This is a genomic window from Nostoc sp. JL31 (assembly GCF_017114965.1).
GTDB lineage: Bacteria > Cyanobacteriota > Cyanobacteriia > Cyanobacteriales > Nostocaceae > Nostoc > Nostoc punctiforme_A.
Genome location: NZ_JABXKO010000110.1, coordinates 54,615 through 76,925, shown reverse-complemented (window position 1 = coordinate 76,925; position 22,311 = coordinate 54,615). Strand labels below are relative to the sequence as shown.

Sequence of the window (22,311 nt, the reverse complement as noted above, 5' to 3'; positions counted from 1 at the left end):
TAATAATTTATTTGGTAATTAATTATGGCTATAACTCAAAACTATAGATTAAACCTGATTCAATGGTATCCAGGTCACATTGCGAAAGCTGAAAGAAAGCTCAAAGAACAGCTGAAGCGCGTAGATGTGGTGTTTGAGGTACGAGATGCTCGGATTCCCTTAGCGACTCACCATCCCCAAATAGGTGAGTGGGTAGAAGGTAAGGCACGGGTGTTGATACTTAACCGAGTAGATATGATTACACCACAAATGCGATCGCTGTGGATCGATTGGTTTAAACGTCAAGGAGAAGTCCCTTATTTTACCAACGCTCAACATGGTAAAGGTATAGCAGAAGTAGCGCAGGCAGCGCAAGCCGCTGGGATAGAACTCAATCAAAGAAGAAGCGATCGCGGGATGTTACCCCGTCCAGTGCGGGCTGTGGTGATTGGTTTTCCCAATGTCGGTAAATCAGCTTTAATTAACCGCCTGTTGGGAAAGCGAGTCGTGGAAAGTGCAGCTCGTCCTGGGGTAACTCGCCAACTACGCTGGGTGCGAATTTCCGAACATTTAGAATTGCTAGATGCTCCTGGTGTCATCCCTCTAAGATTAGAAGACCAAGACGCAGCCTTAAAATTAGCTATTTGTGATGATATCGGTGAAGCATCTTACGATAACCAACTAGTAGCAGCAGCCTTAGTGGATTTACTCAACTATTTAGAAGCTGTAGCCGGAGATTTATTACCAAAAAAACCGTTACAGTCCCGCTACCAACTAGATTCAACGTCAGACACCGGAGATACCTATTTGCACGCTTTAGCAGAGCATCGTTACAAAGGTGATGTAGAGCGAGCAGCAAGGCAACTTTTAACAGATTTTCGCAAGGGATTGTTGGGTGAAATGAGTTTGGAATTACCGCCCAATTAAATCTAAATTCAAAGAGTAAAAATTCTGCAAATTGTCTACATATATAGGAAACCTATTTGATGTTTGACAGGACTTACGCAACTGTCACAAGCAATGGCGCGGCTATACCGCAATACGCTTGGCTTTGTGAAAAATTGTAGGTTGGGTGAAGCAAAGCGCAACCCAACAAAGTGATGAAAATGTTGGGTTTCGTTCCTCAAACGCCACTTGCTTCTCCCAAGGGGAGACGCTGCGCGTAGCTTGCTTCCCCGAAGGGGTACAAATCGGGAAACCCGCCTAACACAGTGGCTCCTCAACCTACACAACTTAAGGTTTTTGGTGCTAACCCAAGCGTATTGGGTTATACCGCGCTACGCGCCAAACAACTAGGCAATAAAGATGGTAACGTCTTGACGTTTTAATTGCCGAGCTAAATAATTTGACAACAATCTATCCTTGATTGGATAAATTTTTTGACCAGTTTTATCAGCTAAATCTTTGAGCTTAAACTAGTAGTCTGTCTCATTAAATTTCAGGGATAAGAGAACGAACCGCGTTCGCAAAGCGTCTCGCAGAGAAGACGCGAAGTACACGAAGCAAGAAGGAAAGAAGAGAATTTTAAATTTGATTCACCCATCAAAATTAATGGGACAGAACACTAGTAGCGTGACATGCTTAAAATGTTGGGTTTAAAAAACTCACAAAAATTAAAATCTAATCATTAACAGAATTACTCAACCTAATAAATTAAGCTTGCCGCGCTACTAGACTCAAATAGCGCAGCCAATATGATTTCTTGGAGTAGCACATAGTTACTGAAAAAATGCGATCGCGCTAGATTCCAGAGACACTTGTAACGACCTAGTACTACAAAAAAATACTAACTGCGCGAAATGATAGGTTACGTCCAACACCGACTAACAGATTATGAAAAAAGGGTATTCGCCAATAAAAGTACTTGCAGTTTTAGCATTACGACATGATTTTTTGGGATGAATCGGTACTGGTAAAACTATGTCCGCAAACGTTTGTTAACTAAGAGATGGTAATGGGAATTATAACACTAATATAAAGTAAATTTTCGTGAAAATTTATGAGCGCAAAAGTTGATGGAACTTTAAGGATTGCTGGCTACCAAATCATCGAGAAACTTTATTCAGGTTCTCGTACTCAAGTGTATCGGGCAATTCGAGAATGCGATCGTCTACCAGTTGTCATCAAGCTCTTAAAACGAGAATTCCCAACTTTTACTGAATTAGTACAGTTTCGCAACCAATATGTGATCGCTAAAAACCTAAATATTCACGGCATTATCAAACCCTACAGCCTGGAAGCCCATCATAATGGCTATGCCCTAGTCATGGAAGACTTTGGTGGTGTTTCCCTGCGGCAATTTACTCAAGGAAAAACACTAATATTAGAGCAATTTCTACCCATTGCTCTGCAACTGCTTCACACTTTACACCAATTACATCAACAGCGCGTCATTCACAAAGACATCAAGCCAGCCAACATCTTGATTCATCCTGACACGAAACAAATCAAGCTGATTGACTTTAGTATTGCCTCGCTATTACCACGAGAAACCCAGGAAATCCAAAGCCTCAATGGATTGGAGGGAACGCTAGCCTATCTGTCGCCAGAGCAAACCGGACGGATGAATAGAGGCATTGATTACCGCAGTGACTTCTATTCTTTAGGCGTGACTTTCTTTGAACTACTGAGTGGAAAATTGCCCTTTGAGTCCCATGAACCAATGGAGTTGGTGCATTACCACATTGCGAAACTTCCACCCTGCCTTTGCGATTTCAACCCCAAATTGCCCTTGATGCTGGGCGAAATTGTCCGCAAACTGATGGCAAAGAACGCCGAAAACCGCTATCAAAGCGCGCTAGGACTTAAACATGACCTTGTTACCTGCTTAGAACAGTGGCAAGAAACAGGCAAACACACCTGGTTTGATTTAGGACAGCGCGATATCAGCAATCGCTTTCTCATACCCGAAAAGCTCTACGGGCGGGAATCGGAAGTCAAGACCTTACTAGAAGCATTTGGTCAAGTTGCCAATGGTAGCTCTCAATTGATGCTAGTGGCAGGTTTCTCTGGTATTGGTAAAACCGCAGTCGTCAATGAAGTGCATAAGCCGATTGTGCGGTGGAATGGCTACTTCATCAAGGGCAAATACGACCAGTTCAACCGTAACATTCCTCTGTCTGCTTTTTTACAAGCCCTTCGTGACCTAATCGGACAGTTGCTTAGTGAAAATGATCCTCGGCTAAAGCAATGGCAGAAAAAGATTTTAGCGGCAGTGGGAGAGAACGGACAACTCCTGATCGAGGTAATTCCGGAACTGGAGCAGATGATTGGCAAACAGCGTGCGCTCGCTGAACTATCGGGCGGTGCGGCACAGAACCGTTTTCATCTGCTGTTCCAAAAGTTCATTCAGGTGTTCGCTCAAAGAGAGCATCCGTTGGTGATGTTTCTCGATGACTTGCAGTGGGCAGATTTGGCTTCGCTCAATTTGCTGAAGCTGTTGATGACTCAGAGTGATTGCAGCCATCTATTCATTATTGGTGCATACCGCGATAACGAGGTGTTTGCGGCTCATCCACTCATGTTGACGCTAGATGAAATTGAAAAGGCATCTTCTGGCGTCAACACCTTGACCCTAGCTGCCTTGAGTCAAGCAGATGTGAACCATTTGATCGCCGACTCCCTCAGTTACACAACGGCACAGGCATTACCGTTAACAGAGTTAGTTTATCAAAAAGCCAAAGGCAATCCCTTTTTCACAACTCAGTTTTTGAAAGCGCTACATGAGGATGGGTTGATTACTTTTGATTGGGAGGTTGGTTTTTGGCAGTGTGATGTAGCGCAAGTGCGTAGACACGTAGCGGCTTGTCGTCAGACATCGCTTGCTCTCACTGATGATGTGGTGCAATTTATGGCACAACAAATTCAAAAATTGCCCGACATCACTCAAAATGTTCTGAAACTGGCAGCCTGTATCGGCAATCAGTTCGATTTGGCGACGTTAGCGATCGTTTATGAAAAGTCGCAGGCAGAAACCGCTTCAGACTTGTGGAAAGCATTGCAAGAAGGATTTATCATTCCTACCAATGAAATTTACAAGTTTTATCAGGATGCCTCATTTGTCCTTTGTCATTTGCAAATGACAAATGACAAAGGACAAATGACAGTTTACAAATTCTTGCACGATCGCGTCCAGCAAGCTGCTTATTTCCTGATTCCAGATGAACAAAAACAGATTGCTCACCTAAAAATTGGGCAACTATTAATGATTCATACGCCTGTTGCTAAACAAGACGAAAAATTATTTGAAATCGTTAACCAACTTAATATCGGTAAATCTCTAATTGTCGATCTATCTCAGCAAATAGAACTCGCCCAACTCAATCTGAAAGCTGGACAAAAAGCCAGAGCCGCAACTGCCTATACAGGCGCATTTGAGTATTGCACTACAGGCATCGCCTTGTTAGCTGAGGATATGTGGCAAACGCAGTATGAGTTAACCTTAGCCCTTTACGAAGCGGCCACTGAAGCCGCTTACCTGAGCGGCAACTTTGAACAGATGACACAATTGGCGGCAGTCATTACAGAACACTCTAGAAACTTGTTGGATACGGTCAAGGTCTATGAAGTTCAAATTCAAGCTGCTCAAGCCCAACATCAATTTATAGAGGCAGTGCAGATTGCCCTAAAGATTGTAGAGCATCTAGGAACAAGTTTTTCGGGGCAACCCAGTCAATTAGATATTGCACAGGCATTCAAGGCGACTAAATCGATCCTGGCTGGAAGGCAACCGTTAGACTTAATGACTCTACCCCAGATGTCAGACCCTAATAAGTTAGCTGTTGTACGGATTCTTGCCGCTGTCTCTTCTGCTGCCTTTGTTGTAACTCCAGCGCTGTTACCGTTTATTGTCCTCGAACAGGTTAATTTATCGGTTCAATATGGCAATAGCTCATTTTCGGCAATTGGCTATGCCTACTATGGACTAATACTTTGTGGAATGGTAGGAGAGATTGACTTTGGCTATGAGTGTGCAAAACTAGCACTTTTGTTGCTCGAACATTTTAATGCCAAAGAACTGAAATCCAGAGTTTATGTCGGAATTCATTGTAGTGTGTGGCATTGGAAAGAGCCGCTCAAGAACACCTTACCGTTTCTCCGGGAAGGCTACGAAATTGGATTGGAAACGGGAGATTTAGAATCAGCTGCTATTTGCGGATTCATTTACATCTCATACTGTTGGTTTATGGGCAAAGAACTAAGCGATCTCAGCCGACAGAGCGCTGCCTTCCGAGATCAGCTCGCGCACCTCAACCAAGAAGGTCTTACTAGTCATCTGACTGTTTTTCAGCAAGCAATTTTGAATATGATCGGCGATTCTGCTGAACCTTGGCAGCTGAGTGGAGATGCCTTTAATCGAGAGGAAATTGTGCCAGCCCTCCAGCGATCGGGCGATCAGACTGCGCTGTACTATTTCTATGCCAGCCAACTTGGTCTGTGTTACATGTTTGGCAAGTTAGAGTTGGCGGTAGAAGCTGCGATCGCTGCTGAAAACTATATCGGTGGTGCTACAGGCTTATTCATAGTTCCGCTTTGCTACACCTATGATTCTCTAGCCCATCTGGCAATCTATTCTCAGGTTTGTGAAGCACAACAGCAACACATTCTGCAACGGGTGGCTAAAAATCAGGAAAAAATGAAAAAGTGGGCTAACCATGCTCCAGAAAATCACCTGCACAAATTTTATTTAGTTGAAGCTGACCGATACCGAGTGTTAGGGCAGAAATCAGAGGCAATAGATTTGTACGATCGCGCCATAACTCTAGCGAAAGAACACGGTTACATCCAAGAAGAAGCCCTTGCCAATGAACTGGCAGCTAAATTCTACCTCAATTGGCGCAAAGAGCGGATTGCTCAGTCATATATGACCCAAGCCTACTATGGCTATACTCGTTGGGGGGCTAAAGCCAAAGTCGCCGACTTGGAACGACGCTATCCCCAACTCCTCGCCCCCATCTTAGAGCAAACCCGTTCTCCCCTCTCAACTAACGAAACTATCTTCACCTTGGGGAGTATCACCTCCACCAGTTCCGCCACTTCCAGTAGCGTCTCTGTTGCTTTAGATTTAGCTACTATTCTCAAAGCTTCCCAAACCCTTTCTGGGGAAATCGAACTCGAAAAACTGCTTTCAGCTTTGCTGCATATCGTCATTGAAAATGCTGGAGCCGATAAGTGTGTATTCATGCTTTTGCAGTCAGATCGGTTGCTAGTTCAGGCCTTAGCACAGGTTTCCCTGAGCGGTGTAAACGCTGCCAAGGTCGATTTTTACTCGATGTTGCTCAAACCAGAGCCTGTTGAAGACTCTGTTGATGTGCCAGTTGGCTTAATTAATAATGTTAAACGCAACTTAAAACCAGTAGTAATTACTGATGCTACGGTGCATCCAAAACTACTCAATGATCCGTATGTTCAGCAACAGCAACCCAAGAGTATCTTGTGCAGCCCAGTTTTGCATCAGGGCAAATTGCTGGGCGTATTGTACCTGGAAAATAATTTGGCAACCGGAGCCTTTACAAACGATCGCGTCGAACTGCTGAACTTACTTTGCGCCCAAGCCGCAATTTCTCTAGAAAATGCCCGAATTTACCAAAATTCTCAGAACTACGCTCAACAGCTAACACAATCTTTAGCCAAATTGCAGGCTAGTGAAATCCGCTTCCAAAATTTGGCAAATAATATTCCTGGGATGGTATACCAATTCCGTCTGGCGGCGGACGGTTCAACTTCGATACCCTACGTTAGCTCTGGCTGTTTTGATTTGTATGGGTTACAGCCAGAGCAGGTAATGAGAGGTACGCATAGCCTTTACGCTATGCATCATCCTGACGATCAAGCAGCTATTGCTGAAGCGATCGCCTACTCAGCCCAAAATCTCACACCCTTTGAGCAAGAATGGCGCATCATCCTGCCTTCAGGAACCATGAAATGGATTCAATCTGCGGCTCGACCAGAGCGACAAGCCGATGGTGCAACCCTATGGGATGGGGTGGTGATTGATATTACTAATGCCAAACAGGCCGAAGCATCTTTAGCCAAAGAACGAGAGTTCTTGAATGCCATTATTCACAATATTACAGATGGGATTGTTGTTTGCGACGCTAGTGGCAAATTGACTCTATTTAACAAAGCAACTCATGAATTTCATGGCTTACCAGTAGAATCATTAGCACCAGAACAATGGACAGAACACTTCGATCTCTATCAACCTGATGGTCAAACACCCCTATCAAAAACAGAAATTCCTCTGTTTCGCGCTCTACAAGGGGAAATCGTTGAAAATACCGAAATGGTAATTGCGCCAAAGCATGGTTCTAAAAGAATTTTATTAGCAAGTGGACAAGCGATCGCTGATTCTTCAGGTAACAAACTCGGTGCAGTAGTTGTGATGCGAGATATTAGCGATGTCTACAACGAGCTTCGCTTACGCAAACTTACTGAACTTGCCTTGCAGCAAAAATCACAAGATTTAGAACAAGCGTTAACCGATCTACAAAATGCCCAATTGCAAATGGTGCAAAGTGAAAAAATGTCAGCACTAGGCAACTTAGTTGCTGGTGTGGCTCATGAAATGAATAATCCCCTTGGTTTTATTGCTGCCAGTCTCAAACAAGCTAAACCTACTTTTGCTGATATTATCGAACACTTAAAACTCTATCAAGAAACCTTGCCTAATGCGAGTGATAAAATTCTTAACCATGCCGAAGAAATTGATTTGGATTATAGCTTAGAAGACTTGCCTAAGATGATTGATGCCATGTCGATGGCGTGCGATCGCCTGAAAAATATCAGCACCAGTTTACGAACTTTCTCACGTGCTGATAAAGATTATAAAGTACCATTTAATATTCATCAAGGCATCGACAGCACGATTTTAATTTTGAAACATCGTCTCAAAGCGAACGAGCAACGTCCAGCAATTGAAGTGATAACTGAATATAATAATTTACCTCAAGTTGAGTGTTTCCCTGGACAATTAAATCAAGTATTTATGAATATCTTAGCAAATGCTATTGATGCCTTAGAGGAATCAAATATAGGTCACAGTTTTGACGAAATTAAAGCAAATCCAAACTGTATTAAAATTACAACTACAGTCGAAAATAATCTAGTTATAATTACAATCGCTGATAATGCAAAAGGTATAGATGAAGAGGTAAAACAAAAAATATTTGACCATTTATTTACGACAAAAGCTGTCGGTAAAGGCACAGGATTAGGATTGGCGATCGCTCGTCAAATTATTGTAGAAAAACATGGCGGAGCGATCGCGGTGAATTCCCAACTTGGCGAAGGAACTGAATTTGTGATTCAGCTACCATTATCGGCATAACTAAATCATCAGATGGAGTCTGAACCCCCACCTGATTTGTCTCCTTGTCCCGTTGTTCAAGCTTTCCCCGCCACCACAGAATTTTTCACCAAAAGTTCAACTGCTGCTTGATATTGCAGATCCGCTTCCGTGCCAATCTGTTCGCGGTTAATGGCTGGTTGGGAAATAACCTTATCTGGCTTAATACCTAGTTTGTTAATATCTCGGTGTTCAGGAGTTTCATACTTAGCAATTGTCACTGCCAAACCCGAACCATCTGATAATTCAAACAAGGATTGAATTAAACCCTTGCCAAAGGTGGTTTCGCCTACCAACTGGGCGCGATCGTTATCTTGGAGTGCGCCGGCAAGAATCTCACTGGCACTAGCAGTTCCTTGATTCACCAAAATCACCAGAGGATCTTTCGTCAGGGCGGGCCCAAAGGCTTCAAAACTACCCTGAATACCTTGTCGGTTAACAGTGTAAACAATCGTGCCAGAGTCTAACCACAGACGAGCAATTTCAATTCCTGATTGCAATAACCCCCCAGGATTATTTCGCAAATCTAGAATGTAGGCAGCAGCGCCTTTTTTTTCTAGACTAGAAATAGCGTGTGCCAATTCCGTTGAAGCGTTGGCATTAAATTGTGTAAGACGTAAGTAGCCAATGGGTGTACCCTCAGCAGAAACACGCAAATCTGAAACTACAGGGTTAAGAGCAATGCGATCGCGCGTCAGTCTAATTTCCGTTTCTGCCTCTCCGTCTCGTTCGATCAAGAGAGTCACAAGGCTGCCACTAGGCCCGCGCATTCTGGTAGCAGCTTCATCAAGAGTGAGATTTTCTGTGGAAACACCTTCAATTTTGAGAATGCGATCGCGTGGTCTAATCCCCGCTTTATCTGCCGGTGAACCGGCGATGGGAGCCACCACTTCCAATTTCCCATTCTCAGAATTCAAGGCAATTTGCAATCCTACCCCAGTCAGTTCCCCAGAAGTATTGACCTGCAAGCTGCGGTACTGTTCTGGATCTAAAAAACGAGTAAAAGGATCGTCGAGGCTCTTGAGCATCTTTCCAATTGCTTCATAACTGGCATTTGAGTCTGCCAGTGGCTTCTCCAGAACCTTTTGCCGCACAGCCGCCCAGTTTTGATGATTAAAGGTCTCATCTAGATAAGTACGATTAACAATTCGCCAAACTTCCGAAACCAGCTTTTGTTCCCCCGTTAAAGCCAGCGCTGGTTGAGTGAGCGTACCCAACGCCAAGCAAAACGCCATTAACAATGAAAATCCAACCCGAAAGACTTGTTTGTTCATGAACCCCATTATCAATTCCACCTCAACCCAAATTTCCTAGATAATGCCCACTTCCTCTGTTGTTGATGAAATCTATCTCTCGATTATGTTACTTTTTTTATAGAAGTGGTGCATTTTTCTCATCAAGTTGTTCAGTCAATTGATGCATCGTATCCACTCACCAAAGGATAAAATCTACTTTGTGTCCACTATTTTGTGTGTAGGGGCGGAAAGAGATCGCAATATATTCCATCTTTACAGAGTGTAAAGTTTCTGAAGTCTCTTAGCACGCCAAAAGCTGAAAAGCAAACAAAAAAACTCCCCTTTACTAAAATCCCAAAATTACTACTTGGGAGAGAAGTCTGAGCGAAGGCTTCTGCCGATTCAGAACTTCGGGATTTATCAACCGCAACCGACTTTTAGGAACTTGAGATTGTATGGCCAACGTTTACGACTGGTTTGAGGAACGCCTGGAGATTCAGGCACTCGCCGAAGACGTTACTAGCAAGTACGTCCCTCCCCACGTCAATATCTTTTACTGCCTGGGTGGAATTACCTTGGTTTGCTTTCTCATCCAGTTTGCTACTGGATTTGCCATGACGTTCTACTACAGGCCAACAGTAACTGAAGCTTTCTCCTCAGTAGAGTACATCATGAATGAAGTCAACTTTGGTTGGCTAATTCGCTCCATCCATCGCTGGTCTGCCAGCATGATGGTATTAATGATGATTTTGCATACCTTCCGGGTTTATCTGACTGGTGGTTTCAAAAAGCCCCGCGAATTGACCTGGATAAGTGGTGTCATCCTAGCTGTGATTACAGTTTCCTTTGGAGTCACCGGCTATTCCTTACCTTGGGATCAAGTTGGCTACTGGGCTGTAAAAATCGTTAGCGGCGTACCAGAAGCAATTCCTGTAGTTGGCGTTCTGATTTCCGACCTGCTGCGTGGCGGTTCTAGTGTTGGTCAAGCAACACTAACTCGTTACTACAGCGCACACACATTTGTACTGCCTTGGTTGATTGCAGTATTCATGCTGTTTCACTTCTTGATGATCCGCAAGCAAGGCATTTCCGGGCCTTTGTAATCTCAGCTATTGGCGAAAGGCAACATACATTTGTTAGTTTTCAGATCGAGTGGTTTGTTTTAAACTTATGAAACACAAGAAATTAATTGCACATAAGTTCCAAAAATAAATACTTGTATCTGAAGCCTCAAGCTATAGAAAACCTTCAGGCGGATGACTGTAGATATAAAAACGCTGTTTGCTGCCTGTTGGTTGCCTAGTAGCTGATAGCTTTCACAAATGCTTTAATTTAACTTAAGCAGGAGAGCACATTTCAAAATGTCAACACAAAAAAAACCTGACCTGAGCGATCCTCAGTTAAGAGCCAAACTCGCTAAAGGCATGGGTCACAACTACTATGGTGAACCCGCTTGGCCTAATGACTTACTTTACGTCTTTCCAATTGTGATCATGGGTTCCTTCGCTGCAATTGTGGCTCTAGCTGTGCTAGATCCTGCAATGACCGGTGAACCAGCAAATCCTTTCGCTACACCATTGGAAATTTTGCCAGAGTGGTACTTGTATCCAGTCTTCCAAATTTTGCGATCGCTTCCTAACAAACTTTTAGGAGTGTTAGCAATGGGTTCCGTACCAGTAGGGCTAATCCTCGTTCCCTTTATTGAGAACGTGAATAAGTTCCAAAACCCCTTCCGCCGTCCAGTCGCAACCACAGTATTCCTCGTTGGTACTCTTGTCACCTTGTGGCTGGGTATTGGTGCTGCTTTGCCATTGGATAAATCTTTGACCTTGGGACTATTCTAAATTAGTCACCACAAAGTGCTTTGACGCCTGTGAGTTTCAAGAGCAGATGCAGATGTGCTTTTGAAAACAATCAACAGGCGTCAATTTTAACAGGAAAGAATTCAGAAGTCAGAAGCCAGAATGGGCTAAACCTTAGCTATCCGCTAACAGAATTAAATTCTAAACGAAAAAGCGGATCGCGCCATTCAATGCGAGTCCGTGTATTCTACAGGAAAGCAAGTTACGCATAGCGTCTCATAGATGGTATCTGAATAAATGGGTTTAAGTTCCCTACTAAATATGCTTTTTTTAGTGATCAACAAAATAGTGTTGGATCTGTAGCAAGATCCCGCAGGGTATCCCTCACTGATTTCATTCTGAATTCTGAATTCTCTATTCTGAATTCTTATTCTTCTTCAATAGTTCAGATTGAATCTGGGATTTGAAGTTTTGGATGGAAAAGCTATTCCAAAATCTCAAATCATCAAAAGTCAACAAATACAAACATTTCTTACTTAACGTAAGTTGCTAGTTACAATCCTCAGAATGCCAAAATCGTTCATGTTTTGTATTTTGGTACACAGAATATGTCAATTTAGATTTTTTTATGTGAGAGAAATTTTGCGAACAGCGCAGAATTTAATAACTAGCAACTTGGGTTTACTTATATTCAACTCACAGTTAATGCTTAGTATAGTGCAGCAAGACCATCTGACTGTTAAGAGCGAACTCAGGCTCTTAAACCAGGTGCAAGAATGGTTTGAGCAATTTTGTCTGCAACACTTGTCTCAACTTGGCTGGTCAAAAACCCAACTCGATCGCCTCAATTTAGCATTAGCAGAAGGCTTTACCAACGCTGTTCGTCACGCTCATCATGCTTTACCCCCGGAAACAATCATTGAAATTAACGTTTATCTGTGGATTGACCGACTAGAAATTAGAATTTGGGATTACGGAAAACCTTTCAATCCTGATGCGATCGCAGAGCCAGCCCCAGGTACTCTGCAAGTAGGTGGGTATGGATGGTTCCTCCTCCGACGGTTGGCTGACCGGGTTGTATACGAACGTGGTGCGGATGGTAGAAATTGCCTGCTCATTGTCAAATATTCTGTAGAAGCACAAAAGTAACAATGAAATTTTTCTTATGAGCGGAGTGTAGGGAAGGAGTATCGACAAAAAACGAGGGCTTTTATTCTCTACAATCCTCTCTTGCTAGCTCGCCCGTACTTAGGAGTCAAACAAATAAAACTTTTCATATAGTCGTCACCAAGCTAACGAAGATTTTACTCAAAGTTGAGCTACACACCTTCCAAAAGAAGCAGCTTTTGCTGAAATACATAGTTACTTAATTTATAAAATTATACTCCTTTTCAAAATTATTTAAATTGGAGTAATATGTTTTTTACGTGAAATTGCTTATTGATTATGATCTTTTGGTAAAATATAAAATAAGATTTTTGTATAAAAAGAATTAGTGAATATAGTAAAAATAGCATTCGAGCTACACTAGCTCCCTTGTTAAGATTTGTCAGCAGTGTTGAGAGTCTTAATGTTTGTTCTCCAAGAAGTGCCATTTCGTACCTAAAGAGATAGACAGATATAGGGGAGAAAATATGATTAAAACAGCCCTAATTACAGGAATTACTGGTCAAGATGGCTACTATCTCAGCCATTTGCTCCTCAACCGTGGTTATCGAGTTGTCGGATTAGTACCCCCACATCGACAACCTAATTTGACAAAACTGGGAATACTGGCAAATCAGGTAGAAATTTTTACGGTTGACTTGAGGGATAATGCAGCACTGTTCACCGCAGTTGAACAACTTCGTCCTCAAGAAATTTACAATTTGGCGGCTCCCAGTTTTGTACCCGACTCCTGGAACGACCCATTAGGAACCCTTGATTTAATAACTGGTACAGCTACTAGGCTTTTGGAAGCAGTACGAAAAGTTGGTTTGTTTACCAGATTTTATCAAGCCAGCAGTTCAGAAATGTTTGGCGATGTATTCCTCTCGCCTCAAGATGAGGAAACCGCTTTTCGTCCCAAAAATCCTTATGCTGCGGCTAAAATGCACGCCCACTGGACGATGGTGCATCATAGACAGCGCTATGGACTATTTGCCTGTAGCGGAATTTTATATAATCACGAGTCTCCTCTACGCGCACCTCAGTTTGTCACACGCAAAGTTTCTTTAGCGGCTGCATCAATTAAATTGGGTTTAACTGACACCTTAGAAATGGGTAATCTTGATGCCAAACGTGATTGGGGCTTTGCAGGTGATTATGTAGAGGCAATGTGGCTAATGTTGCAAATTGATGAACCAGAAGAATATGTGATTGGCACTGGTAAACTGCATAGTGTTAGAGATTTAGTTGCCACAGCCTTTGAGTCTGTCGGATTGGATTGGACGCACCATGTAGTATTAAATACTAGTTTCTTGCGACAAGATGAGCATTTTCAGCTAGTAGCTAACCCCAGCAAAGCTAAAAAAAAGCTCGGCTGGGAACCCCAAGTAAGCTTTGAGGAACTTTTAGAAAAAATGGTAAAAACAGATTTGGAGCGGTTACAAAGCGGTGCAATCGCGCCCTTACCGCAAGTGTAAATAATCTAAGATAGCACATCACTACAGTGACAAAAAACCTGAATTTAGGTGATAAAGTTAACAAAACAACTAACCATGTCTTCGTGTTTTTAGAAATTTTTGCTCACGAAGGTGGTATTCAATCCTATATAAAAGATATTTTTCGCGCCTATCTGGGATTGAGCCAAAACTACAAAGCAGAAGTATTTTTGCTGCGAGATAGTGCTGATAGCTTAAATCCGTTTGAAGATGAGAACTTAAAATTTCATTACTTTAAAAATCAGTCTCCCTATTTGGGGAGATTGCAAATGGCAGCAGCTTTATTGAAGTGTCTGTTGCAAAGCCGTCCAGAGCAGGTTTTCTGCGGTCACATTAACTTAGCAGTATTAATCCAAACACTTTGCCAGCCCTTGGGAATTCCTTACACCGTGCTAACTTACGGCAAAGAAGTCTGGGAACCGTTGAAAAATCAAGAACGTCGCGCCCTGACATCAGCAGATAGAATTTGGACAATTAGTCGCTACAGCCGCGATCGCGCTTGTGTTGCCAATAGTCTAAACCCAAAAATGGTACAGATGATGCCTTGTGCAATTGACGCGGATAAATTTACTCCTGGCTCCAAACAACCAGAATTAGTCCAGAAGTATGGCTTAACTAGCGCGAAAGTGTTAATGACAGTAGCACGATTATGGTCAGGAGATATTTACAAGGGTGTAGATGTTACCATTCGGGCAATACCACAAATCGCTCAAGTTTTCCCAGAAGTGAAATATTTGGTAATTGGTCGTGGTGATGACCAACCGCGATTAGCTAAACTTGCTGCATATTTAGGTGTGAGCGATCGCGTTGTGTTTGCTGGTTTCGTTGCCACAGAAGAATTAATGGAACATTACCGCCTTGCTGACGCCTATATTATGCCTTCGCAAGAAGGCTTTGGTATAGTTTATCTGGAGGCAATGGCTTGTGGAGTGCCGGTGTTATCTGGTGACGACGATGGCTCTGCTGACCCCTTGCAGGATGGTAAACTAGGATGGCGAGTCCCACACCGCAATCCTGATGCTGTAGCAGCAGCTTGTATAGAAATGCTTCAAGGGGATGACCAGCGATGTGATGGGGAATGGCTAAGAGAACAAGCGATCGCTCTGTTTGGCATAAATGCCTTCCAACAGCACTTACAAAAAATGCTGCTATCCTCAGTAATAAAATCCATTTGAGTCCAAGTGACAAACGATCAATGACTCAGATCATAACTAATGACTAAAATCGCTATCCTAGAAGGAGAGCAGGACAAAATTTATTAAAAATGAGCTTTAAGTCATTTCAATTGAATCTTTTAAATCTCCGCCCTTGGCTCACCCTGCTAGCAGTTGTTTGGTTGCTGGTATCAGTGGGCTTGGGTTGGTTAGTTAATTCATTGCTAATTATTTTCGGGTTGCTGTTGTTGGCACCGATTGTGGCTTTTTTTGGTTTTCGTTGGTGGCTGCAACGCAACTTGGTTGCCGATCAATGTCCCGTCTGTGGATATGAATTTACAGGTTTAAATAACAGTCAGTTGCAATGTCCTAACTGTAAGGAGTTGCTGCTAGTACAAAATAGTCATTTTCAGCGCTTCACACCAGAAGGCACAATTGATGTCACTGCTGTCGAAGTTCCAGCCAAATCACTGGAAGAATAGTCAAGGAGTGTTAGTCATTTGCAAAACATAAATGACTAATGACTATTTATTTTTTTGCGATATTGAGAGGCTGTAAGTATACTGTTGCGGGGATAGTTCGCCCACATACAGTAAGTATTTTCCTGGCTGCCAATAACCAGAAAGTTCTGACTTACCTCCAGAGTAACTATCTGCTAGTACACAAAAGCGCCCCCCAGGTCCGTCGATCAGCAGTGTTGGCTTTCCTTGACTCTCTACTGTTAATCGCAAATAAGGTAGTGACTCTGTAACTTGGACAACTTGATTAGGTTCAGTAGTAATATTGCCACAATTACTTTTGACAGTTCCCCCAGACTTGCCGTTCAAAATCAATGGATCGGGTTGGGAATTCCGATTAATTTGGATTGTTGGTGTTTGTGCCAAATTAGCCTCAGTGAAAACCAAACTCATCGCCAAAGCTGTGGGAATAATTGCAAGTAGCCTAAGCGTCTTCATTTTAATTAATGCTCCAGATTTTTTTCAGAGCAATATTGTTATACGGTCTGATTTATATAGACGACAGCAATCCCTCTTGGTTCCAAAAGCTGACGTATAAAGTAATACCAGTTAATTAAGGATTATTTGTAAAGATTTGATAGGTGTATGTAGAGACTTGCATTGCAACGTCTCTACATACAATGCTTTTCGGTTAAAGGGAAAAAAGAGAAAGGGTTTGAATTTACCTTTACCCCAAGCCCAGTAAGCTTTCCCCAGACCAAAAGAGAGATTGTTGGGTTGATCTGCAAAGTATTGCGTCTCTACAATTGATATCTGTAAAATCTTGCACGCACAGAGATTAGCTAAAATCACTAAGACAATCACCAAAAATAGAATTTGGTTGGTCTATTGTTGAAAAAGTATGCTATTGAGGTAGGAAAGATTGATGAATCCTCAACCAGAAGAAGACTTACAGCGTCGCCTCGATAAGCTAGAGGCAGAGATTAATTCCCCGCCTGGGGTGGTTTCACAAGAACAAAAACAAAGCCCTCAGTCTGTTTTTGCCAGCTTTAACTTGCAACTAGAGCGATTTCAGATTTGGTTCAACAGCTTATCTGGTGTGAAAAAGCTCGTAGTTTCGGGTGTGACGGTACTAGTAGGCTTGGCGATACTGCAAGCAGTGTTTAAACTAGTTGCATCTGTAATCAGTCTGGCACTTTTGGCAGTGTTAGTGTATGTTGGATACAAATTTTTTGTGTCTGGTAGCTTTCAACGTAAGCAATAAGTTGATATGCATTTACTTTGCACTCTGCCCGGAGTTATGACAGTCAGGAGCCAGAATAAAAACGGCTTCTGACTTAGGCAGTATTTCCAAAAAGGTGAAGTACAGAAGTGAAGTGTCAAACCTAGGTATAAAGCCTATTTTACTTCTGAATTCTGTTAGCGCAGCCCATTCTGACTCCTGAATTCTGCTGCATTACTCCTAAATCCTATTTCAATATGCTTTTCTTTTTGCTGACTGGCTTAGTCTATTTTAATTGTGCCGATCGCGGCGGCGTAGAAATAATATCAAAGGAAATTATACGATGACGTCACCAATTGTCAGGAGAACTAGTAATCAATCTGGTCAGTCAAAAAAATCGGAAAGAGCTAATTCGCTGCTGCTAGGAAGTCGGCGTTTTGCTGCTTGGGCGGCTGAAATTACACTAGTGGTTACTAGTGGATTGATTCCCTTCGGCATTGGTGTCTATGCCAATTCTAGAAGCGATCTGAACCGAGTGCCCCTGAACCCCGTGCTGGTAGTCACAGAAAGAGCGATCGCCAGACCCCTCGCTCTACCTGTGAGCTATGGCATTCGTAACGTTGCATGGCCGACTAATATTTTGTGGACAATCGCCCTGTTAGCACCTGTAACTCTCTCGTGGTGGCAATTGTATTTATTAGCTAAGACTGGTAGCACAATTGGGAAACGTTGGTTAAAAGTGCGGGTTGTCAACGAGCAAGGGAAGCGGCCTGGACTGGGGGCAGTTGTAATTAGAGAAGGCGTTGGGCGTTGGACTGTACCCATTTCCATAGCCTATTTGCTGTGGCGCTATAGCTTTGCTTTTCCGAATTTAGGATTATTCACATTTTTGTCTTTATTAATGATTGTGGGTGAAGGGATTGGCTTACCGTCGCGTCGGGGGCGTCGCGCACTACACGATCAACTCGCAGGTACTTATACAATCGATGCAGTCTTAGCTAGCAACAACAAACAAGCTCAGTCTGCTGACGGTAATGAAGAAGCAGAAGAATGGCAAGAGGGAGAAGAATTAGCGGCAGACCGAACCAGCCAGTCGCCTAATTTGTGGCGGCGAATACAGCAAAATCCCAATTTGACTTTGTTTGGGGTAGGGCTGACGAGTATGACTGCTGTACTGGCAACTTTAATTGGCACTCAAGTTTATATCCAAATTCAACAATCCCAGCGAGCAACCAAGCAAATCAACAGCCAACAATTCCTCGAACTTGTCAAACAATTGACTCCCAACTCTGGGGCGACTAATGAGCAACGCCAAAGTGCAATTCTGGCTATGGGTGGTCTTAATGACCCACAATCCATTAAATTTCTGGCGGACTTATTAGTTAGCGAAACTAACCCCAGCCTTCTGGATACAATTCAACAATCTTTGACAACTGTCGGGCCCCAAGCCATTCCGGAACTCAAAAATAAAAATCAGTTTTTGGTGAGTGAACTGGAATCTGTGGGTAGCACTGCAACCAAAGACCGGGAATTACGGCAAGGGCGGCTACAAAGAAACCAACGGACAATCAACAAGATTCTCTCTGTTTACAGCGGTAAAAAAATCGAGGGTGTTGACCTTAGTAGTACCCAATTAGGGCAAAGCGGTACTTCAGGAAGTTCCTTCTTCAACTTGGTACTGGACAATCTTGATTTATCAGGAGTTAAGTTTAAATCTGCAAATCTTAACCAAGCCAGCTTTAAGGGTAGCCGCTTCCGGGGTGTGGGTGAAGATGGACGCTGGGATACTTACGACGATGTAATGGCTGATTTAAGCCAAGCTCAGTTGCAGCAAGCCAATCTTACTGATGCTAACCTCAGTCGCGTCTTGATGAACCGGATCGATTTGAGTCGTGCCACTCTTAACAGAGCCAACTTATCCAACGCGCGTCTATATGATGCTAAACTCAACAGCACCCAACTAGTAGGAGCCGATCTGCGAAACGCAGTTTTGGAAAAAGCTAGCTTGACTGGGGCAGATTTAGGCGATGCCAAATTGAACGAAGCCAATCTGTATGCAGCGCGTTTAGGTCGCGCCACTGCCATCGGTACGCAATTATCTTTTGCCAACTTAACTAACACTGATTGGCAAGGAGCAGATTTATCAGGAGCTTATTTGGATCGTGCTAATCTCAGCAATGCGAACCTCAGTGCCACTCGTTTAACTGGTGCTGTTTTGCGTTCTGCCCAAATGGAAAACGTGAATTTGCAAAATGCCGACCTGAGTCTTGCAGATTTACGAGGGGCAAATGTCGCTGGAGCAGATTTTAAAGGAGCAATTCTCGCTCCTAGCAAACAAGATCCAGCAGATCAATTTGTCCAAACCCCAGATTTAGGCTCAGTATCTGCCGTAGTCCAAGGGGTTGATTTTTCTCAAGCCAAAAATTTAGATGCCAAGCAATTAGCATACATTTGTACTCAAGGAGGCATTCATCCCCGTTGCCCGTAGAATGAGAGGGGGAGCAGAGGGGCAGAGGGGCAGGGAGAGAATAACCAATACCCAATAGGCTTTGCTCAGTACAATTGCCCAATGCCCAATGCCCAATAATAAAATGGTGTGAGGAGTTGGTTATGAAGTATATTCCATCTTTGGTTTCAGTTCTGGGGGCTGGTTTGGTCTTGAGTCTGGTTAGTACTAAACCAGCACAAGCTCAAGTAGCTTATGGCAGTTATATTGGTATCGGCCCCACTGTTGGTATTACCGATGGTATCCAACTTGGGGGAGTAATCGCGGGGCGCTACAAGCTTTTGGAAGCACCAATTTCACTCCGTGCCCAAGTGTTAATTGGTAATAATACTGCAGTTGTACCAACGGTTTCTTACGATTTCCCCCTCAACTGGCAAGCTGATGCCTACCTGGGTGCTGGGTTAGTGTTGGCTGGTGGTGGTGGATCTTCTCCTGTGGGCGACAAAATTAGTTTTGCTTTACAACCAGGCATCGATTATATGATCCCAAATAGCAATACTGTCCTTTTTGGCAATGCTATTATTGCTTTTGATGCCTACCGAGATAGTAGTGGTACAGCTATCTCCGTACAAGGTGGTGTTGGTTTGAGATTTTAAGGGGTACGCTATGCCTAAGAAGCGTTAAACTTCATTGCAAATTAAGAAGTTAGTCCAAACAACGTGATAGTTTTTGGTCATGAAGAGAGACAGCACAGGATTAACACAGGAGAACACAGTGGCAATGGAATCAAATTTATTAACAGATGCGGGCGCAGATGAAGTGAATCAAGATTTCAGTGAATATGTTGCCAACCTGCAACTTCACATGACTCTGCAAGCTCGCAATCTTGTTCCAACGCTCAAGCAAACACTGGTAGATAGTCGCCACCAATTACTCCATCAAACCCAAGCCCACTTTGAAAAGCTAGTTTCTCGGCAAGGGTTATAAAATATATACAAATTTTAATCAAAATTCAAATAAAATAAGGGCAGATGTTGTTGGGTCAATGCCAATGGTGTTCTCACAAGGTCTGCTTTTTCTGCTTTTTAAGTATTAAGTTACTAAAATCACCCTTTTGGCACAATAGTAAAGAGCAGAAACTAGTTAAGATCATTGCAAGCAGTTGCTTCCTTTGAAGAGCAGTTAGTTAAGGCTAAATGGCGGCTCGAATAAAAATGACTTCATTACTTCCCAGAAACCTCAGCGTTGTCATCCGACCAGTCCAATACCGGGATTTGGACGGCATTGAGCGCATAACTCAAGAGTCATTCGCAGCCCTTACTCCGAAGGGAGCAGGTTTTGCCATCAGCCAGATGCAAAGGCTGCGTCGCTGGTATGGATTACTCAAATTTTTAAGTTGGTTTCCTAACCCGCTACAGTATCGACTGTGTGCTTTTGTTGCAGAGCAAGGGCGGATACTTTTAGGAATGATTCAAGTTTCACCCTTTAACCGGACACGCAGTACTTGGCGGATCGATCAAGTGCTATTAGAGCGTGGTGTCGATAAACAAGGAATTGGTTCGCAACTTTTGCGTCATTGCTTTGAGTCGATTTTAGAAGCTCGCACCTGGCTACTAGAAGTTAATATCAATGACATTGAGGCGTTGGCACTATATCGGCAAAATGGATTCCAGCGTCTGGCAGAAATGACGTACTGGGAAATTGAGCCAGAATTACTGGCTGAATTAGCACAAGCAGAGCCAGACTTACCAAACCTCTTGCCAGTGAGCAATGCTGATGCCCAGTTGCTATATCAACTAGATACAGCATCGATGCCACCTTTGGTACGTCAGGTTTTTGACCGTAATACCCGCGACTTTAAAACCAGTTTATTTGGTGCTTTAACTGATGCAGTGAAGCAATGGCTGACTAAAACAGAAGTAGTCAGTGGTTACGTGTTTGAACCGCAACGCAAAGCCGCGATCGGCTATTTTCAGGTGCAACTCGATCGCAAGGGTGAAGTTCCCCATGTTGCAACGCTGACAGTTCATCCTGCTTACACCTGGCTTTATCCAGAATTACTCTCTCAACTGGCTCGCATTGCCCAAGATTTTCCCCAGCAAGGGTTACAACTAGCCTCTTCAGACTATCAGGCAGAGCGAGAAGAATATTTGGAGCGAATTGGGGCAAAACGCATAGAACATACATTAGTGATGTCTCGCTCTGTGTGGCACAAGTTACGAGAGTCGAAATTCGTCTCCTTAGAAGGAATCCAGTGGACTGATATGCTACAAGGTTTACAACCAACTCGTAAACCTATACCAGGTGGAATGTCATGGATACAACCAGGAAAGCTGCCATCATCAGATAAACCTCTGCCAAGCAAGCCAGAACCGATTAACTTTTCGGTAAAAAACCCTAGTATAGAAACATCGCCGATTGCTGAATCAGCAGATGGACAGCAGGAGAATTAGTGTGATATCCCAAGAGCAACCAAAACCGTTTATTTCAGCCTTGGGACTAGATTTTGGTCGCAAGCGGATTGGTGTGGCTGGGTGCGATCGCACGGGTTTAATTGCCACGGGTATCACCACAATTGAGCGCGCATCTTTTGAGCAAGATGTCGAGCGAATCCGACAAATAGTTAATGAACGTGAGGTGCAAATTCTAGTTATGGGCTTACCTTATTCAATGGATGGCTCATTAGGATTTCAGGCTCGTCAAGTTCATAAATTTACTACAAGACTTGCTAAAGCACTAAACCTGCCTGTGGAATATATGGATGAGCGATTAACTTCATTTCAAGCAGAGCAACTGCTGATAGCTGAAAACCGCTCCCCATCACGCCATAAAGGTTTGATTGACCGCAAGGCAGCCGCTTTGATTTTACAACAATGGCTGGATGTTAAGCGTGCCAACTCCCGCAGTTCAGTTGCGGCTATTGAATATTGATACCTTTTAACATGATATTCTGAAAACGATTAGCCAGCAGTTGTATCTACGTATAAAGCTATTTGCTTGACATAATAATATGTCATTAACTTATA

Annotated in this window: 16 protein-coding genes; 14 read left to right on the top strand and 2 right to left on the bottom strand. The window is 43.1% G+C overall.

What is annotated here, in order from left to right; genetic code table 11:
• The first annotated feature begins 24 nt into the window (after positions 1 to 24).
• Together ylqF and HWQ43_RS27860 are read left to right on the top strand one after the other, a co-directional pair.
• Complete coding sequence (gene ylqF / locus HWQ43_RS27865) at positions 25 to 906, top strand: ribosome biogenesis GTPase YlqF (RefSeq protein ID WP_292739682.1); 882 nt, start codon at positions 25 to 27, stop codon at positions 904 to 906.
• A 1,072-nt stretch (positions 907 to 1,978) separates the two neighbouring features.
• Positions 1,979 to 8,308, top strand: coding sequence for an AAA family ATPase (locus tag HWQ43_RS27860; protein ID WP_292739680.1), 6,330 nt, complete (start codon positions 1,979 to 1,981; stop codon positions 8,306 to 8,308).
• 56 nt (positions 8,309 to 8,364) lie between these two features.
• Here the strand turns inward: HWQ43_RS27860 and ctpA are convergent, their stop codons facing one another.
• Complete coding sequence (gene ctpA / locus HWQ43_RS27855; protein ID WP_292739678.1) at positions 8,365 to 9,609, bottom strand: carboxyl-terminal processing protease CtpA; 1,245 nt, start codon at positions 9,607 to 9,609, stop codon at positions 8,365 to 8,367.
• Positions 9,610 to 10,016: 407 nt separating this feature from the next.
• Here ctpA and petB point away from each other — a divergent pair, with 407 nt between their 5' ends.
• From petB to HWQ43_RS27825, 6 genes are all read left to right on the top strand, one after another.
• Complete coding sequence (petB, locus tag HWQ43_RS27850) at positions 10,017 to 10,664, top strand: cytochrome b6 (RefSeq protein WP_099102529.1); 648 nt, start codon at positions 10,017 to 10,019, stop codon at positions 10,662 to 10,664.
• A gap of 258 nt (positions 10,665 to 10,922) precedes the next feature.
• Positions 10,923 to 11,405 carry a cytochrome b6-f complex subunit IV gene (gene petD / locus HWQ43_RS27845; RefSeq protein WP_094352635.1) on the top strand — a complete coding sequence of 161 codons (483 nt, stop codon included), beginning with the start codon at positions 10,923 to 10,925 and terminating at the stop codon, positions 11,403 to 11,405.
• Between the two features lie 663 nt (positions 11,406 to 12,068).
• On the top strand, positions 12,069 to 12,512 hold the full coding sequence (locus tag HWQ43_RS27840; RefSeq protein ID WP_292739730.1) for an anti-sigma regulatory factor: 444 nt from the start codon (positions 12,069 to 12,071) through the stop codon (positions 12,510 to 12,512).
• Between the two features lie 485 nt (positions 12,513 to 12,997).
• Positions 12,998 to 13,987, top strand: a complete 990-nt coding sequence (locus HWQ43_RS27835; protein ID WP_292739676.1) for a GDP-mannose 4,6-dehydratase — start codon at positions 12,998 to 13,000, stop codon at positions 13,985 to 13,987.
• Positions 13,988 to 14,004: 17 nt separating this feature from the next.
• Positions 14,005 to 15,180 carry a glycosyltransferase gene (locus tag HWQ43_RS27830; protein ID WP_292739729.1) on the top strand — a complete coding sequence of 392 codons (1,176 nt, stop codon included), beginning with the start codon at positions 14,005 to 14,007 and terminating at the stop codon, positions 15,178 to 15,180.
• A gap of 89 nt (positions 15,181 to 15,269) precedes the next feature.
• Positions 15,270 to 15,641 (top strand): hypothetical protein, encoded by a 372-nt coding sequence (locus tag HWQ43_RS27825; RefSeq protein ID WP_292739674.1) that lies wholly within the window; start codon positions 15,270 to 15,272, stop codon positions 15,639 to 15,641.
• Between the two features lie 42 nt (positions 15,642 to 15,683).
• On the opposite strand, the gene HWQ43_RS27820 is transcribed toward HWQ43_RS27825, so the two are convergent.
• Positions 15,684 to 16,115, bottom strand: coding sequence for a hypothetical protein (locus tag HWQ43_RS27820; protein ID WP_292739672.1), 432 nt, complete (start codon positions 16,113 to 16,115; stop codon positions 15,684 to 15,686).
• A 427-nt stretch (positions 16,116 to 16,542) separates the two neighbouring features.
• On the opposite strand from HWQ43_RS27820, the gene HWQ43_RS27815 reads away from it, so the two are divergent.
• From HWQ43_RS27815 to ruvX, 6 genes are all read left to right on the top strand, one after another.
• Positions 16,543 to 16,881 carry a hypothetical protein gene (locus HWQ43_RS27815; protein ID WP_292739670.1) on the top strand — a complete coding sequence of 113 codons (339 nt, stop codon included), beginning with the start codon at positions 16,543 to 16,545 and terminating at the stop codon, positions 16,879 to 16,881.
• 301 nt (positions 16,882 to 17,182) lie between these two features.
• On the top strand, positions 17,183 to 19,327 hold the full coding sequence (locus tag HWQ43_RS27810) for a pentapeptide repeat-containing protein (protein ID WP_292739668.1): 2,145 nt from the start codon (positions 17,183 to 17,185) through the stop codon (positions 19,325 to 19,327).
• A gap of 122 nt (positions 19,328 to 19,449) precedes the next feature.
• A complete protein-coding gene (locus tag HWQ43_RS27805) occupies positions 19,450 to 19,941 on the top strand; it encodes a hypothetical protein (protein ID WP_292739666.1) in 492 nt (163 codons plus the stop codon).
• 124 nt (positions 19,942 to 20,065) lie between these two features.
• Positions 20,066 to 20,272, top strand: coding sequence for a hypothetical protein (locus HWQ43_RS27800; protein ID WP_094352643.1), 207 nt, complete (start codon positions 20,066 to 20,068; stop codon positions 20,270 to 20,272).
• A gap of 209 nt (positions 20,273 to 20,481) precedes the next feature.
• Positions 20,482 to 21,738: a GNAT family N-acetyltransferase gene (locus HWQ43_RS27795; RefSeq protein WP_292739664.1), complete on the top strand. Its 1,257-nt coding sequence runs from the start codon at positions 20,482 to 20,484 to the stop codon at positions 21,736 to 21,738.
• Entirely contained in the window at positions 21,719 to 22,216 is a 498-nt protein-coding gene (gene ruvX / locus HWQ43_RS27790) for a Holliday junction resolvase RuvX (protein ID WP_292739661.1), read from the top strand. The genes HWQ43_RS27795 and ruvX overlap by 20 nt, the downstream gene beginning before the upstream one ends.
• Positions 22,217 to 22,311 lie beyond the last annotated feature (95 nt).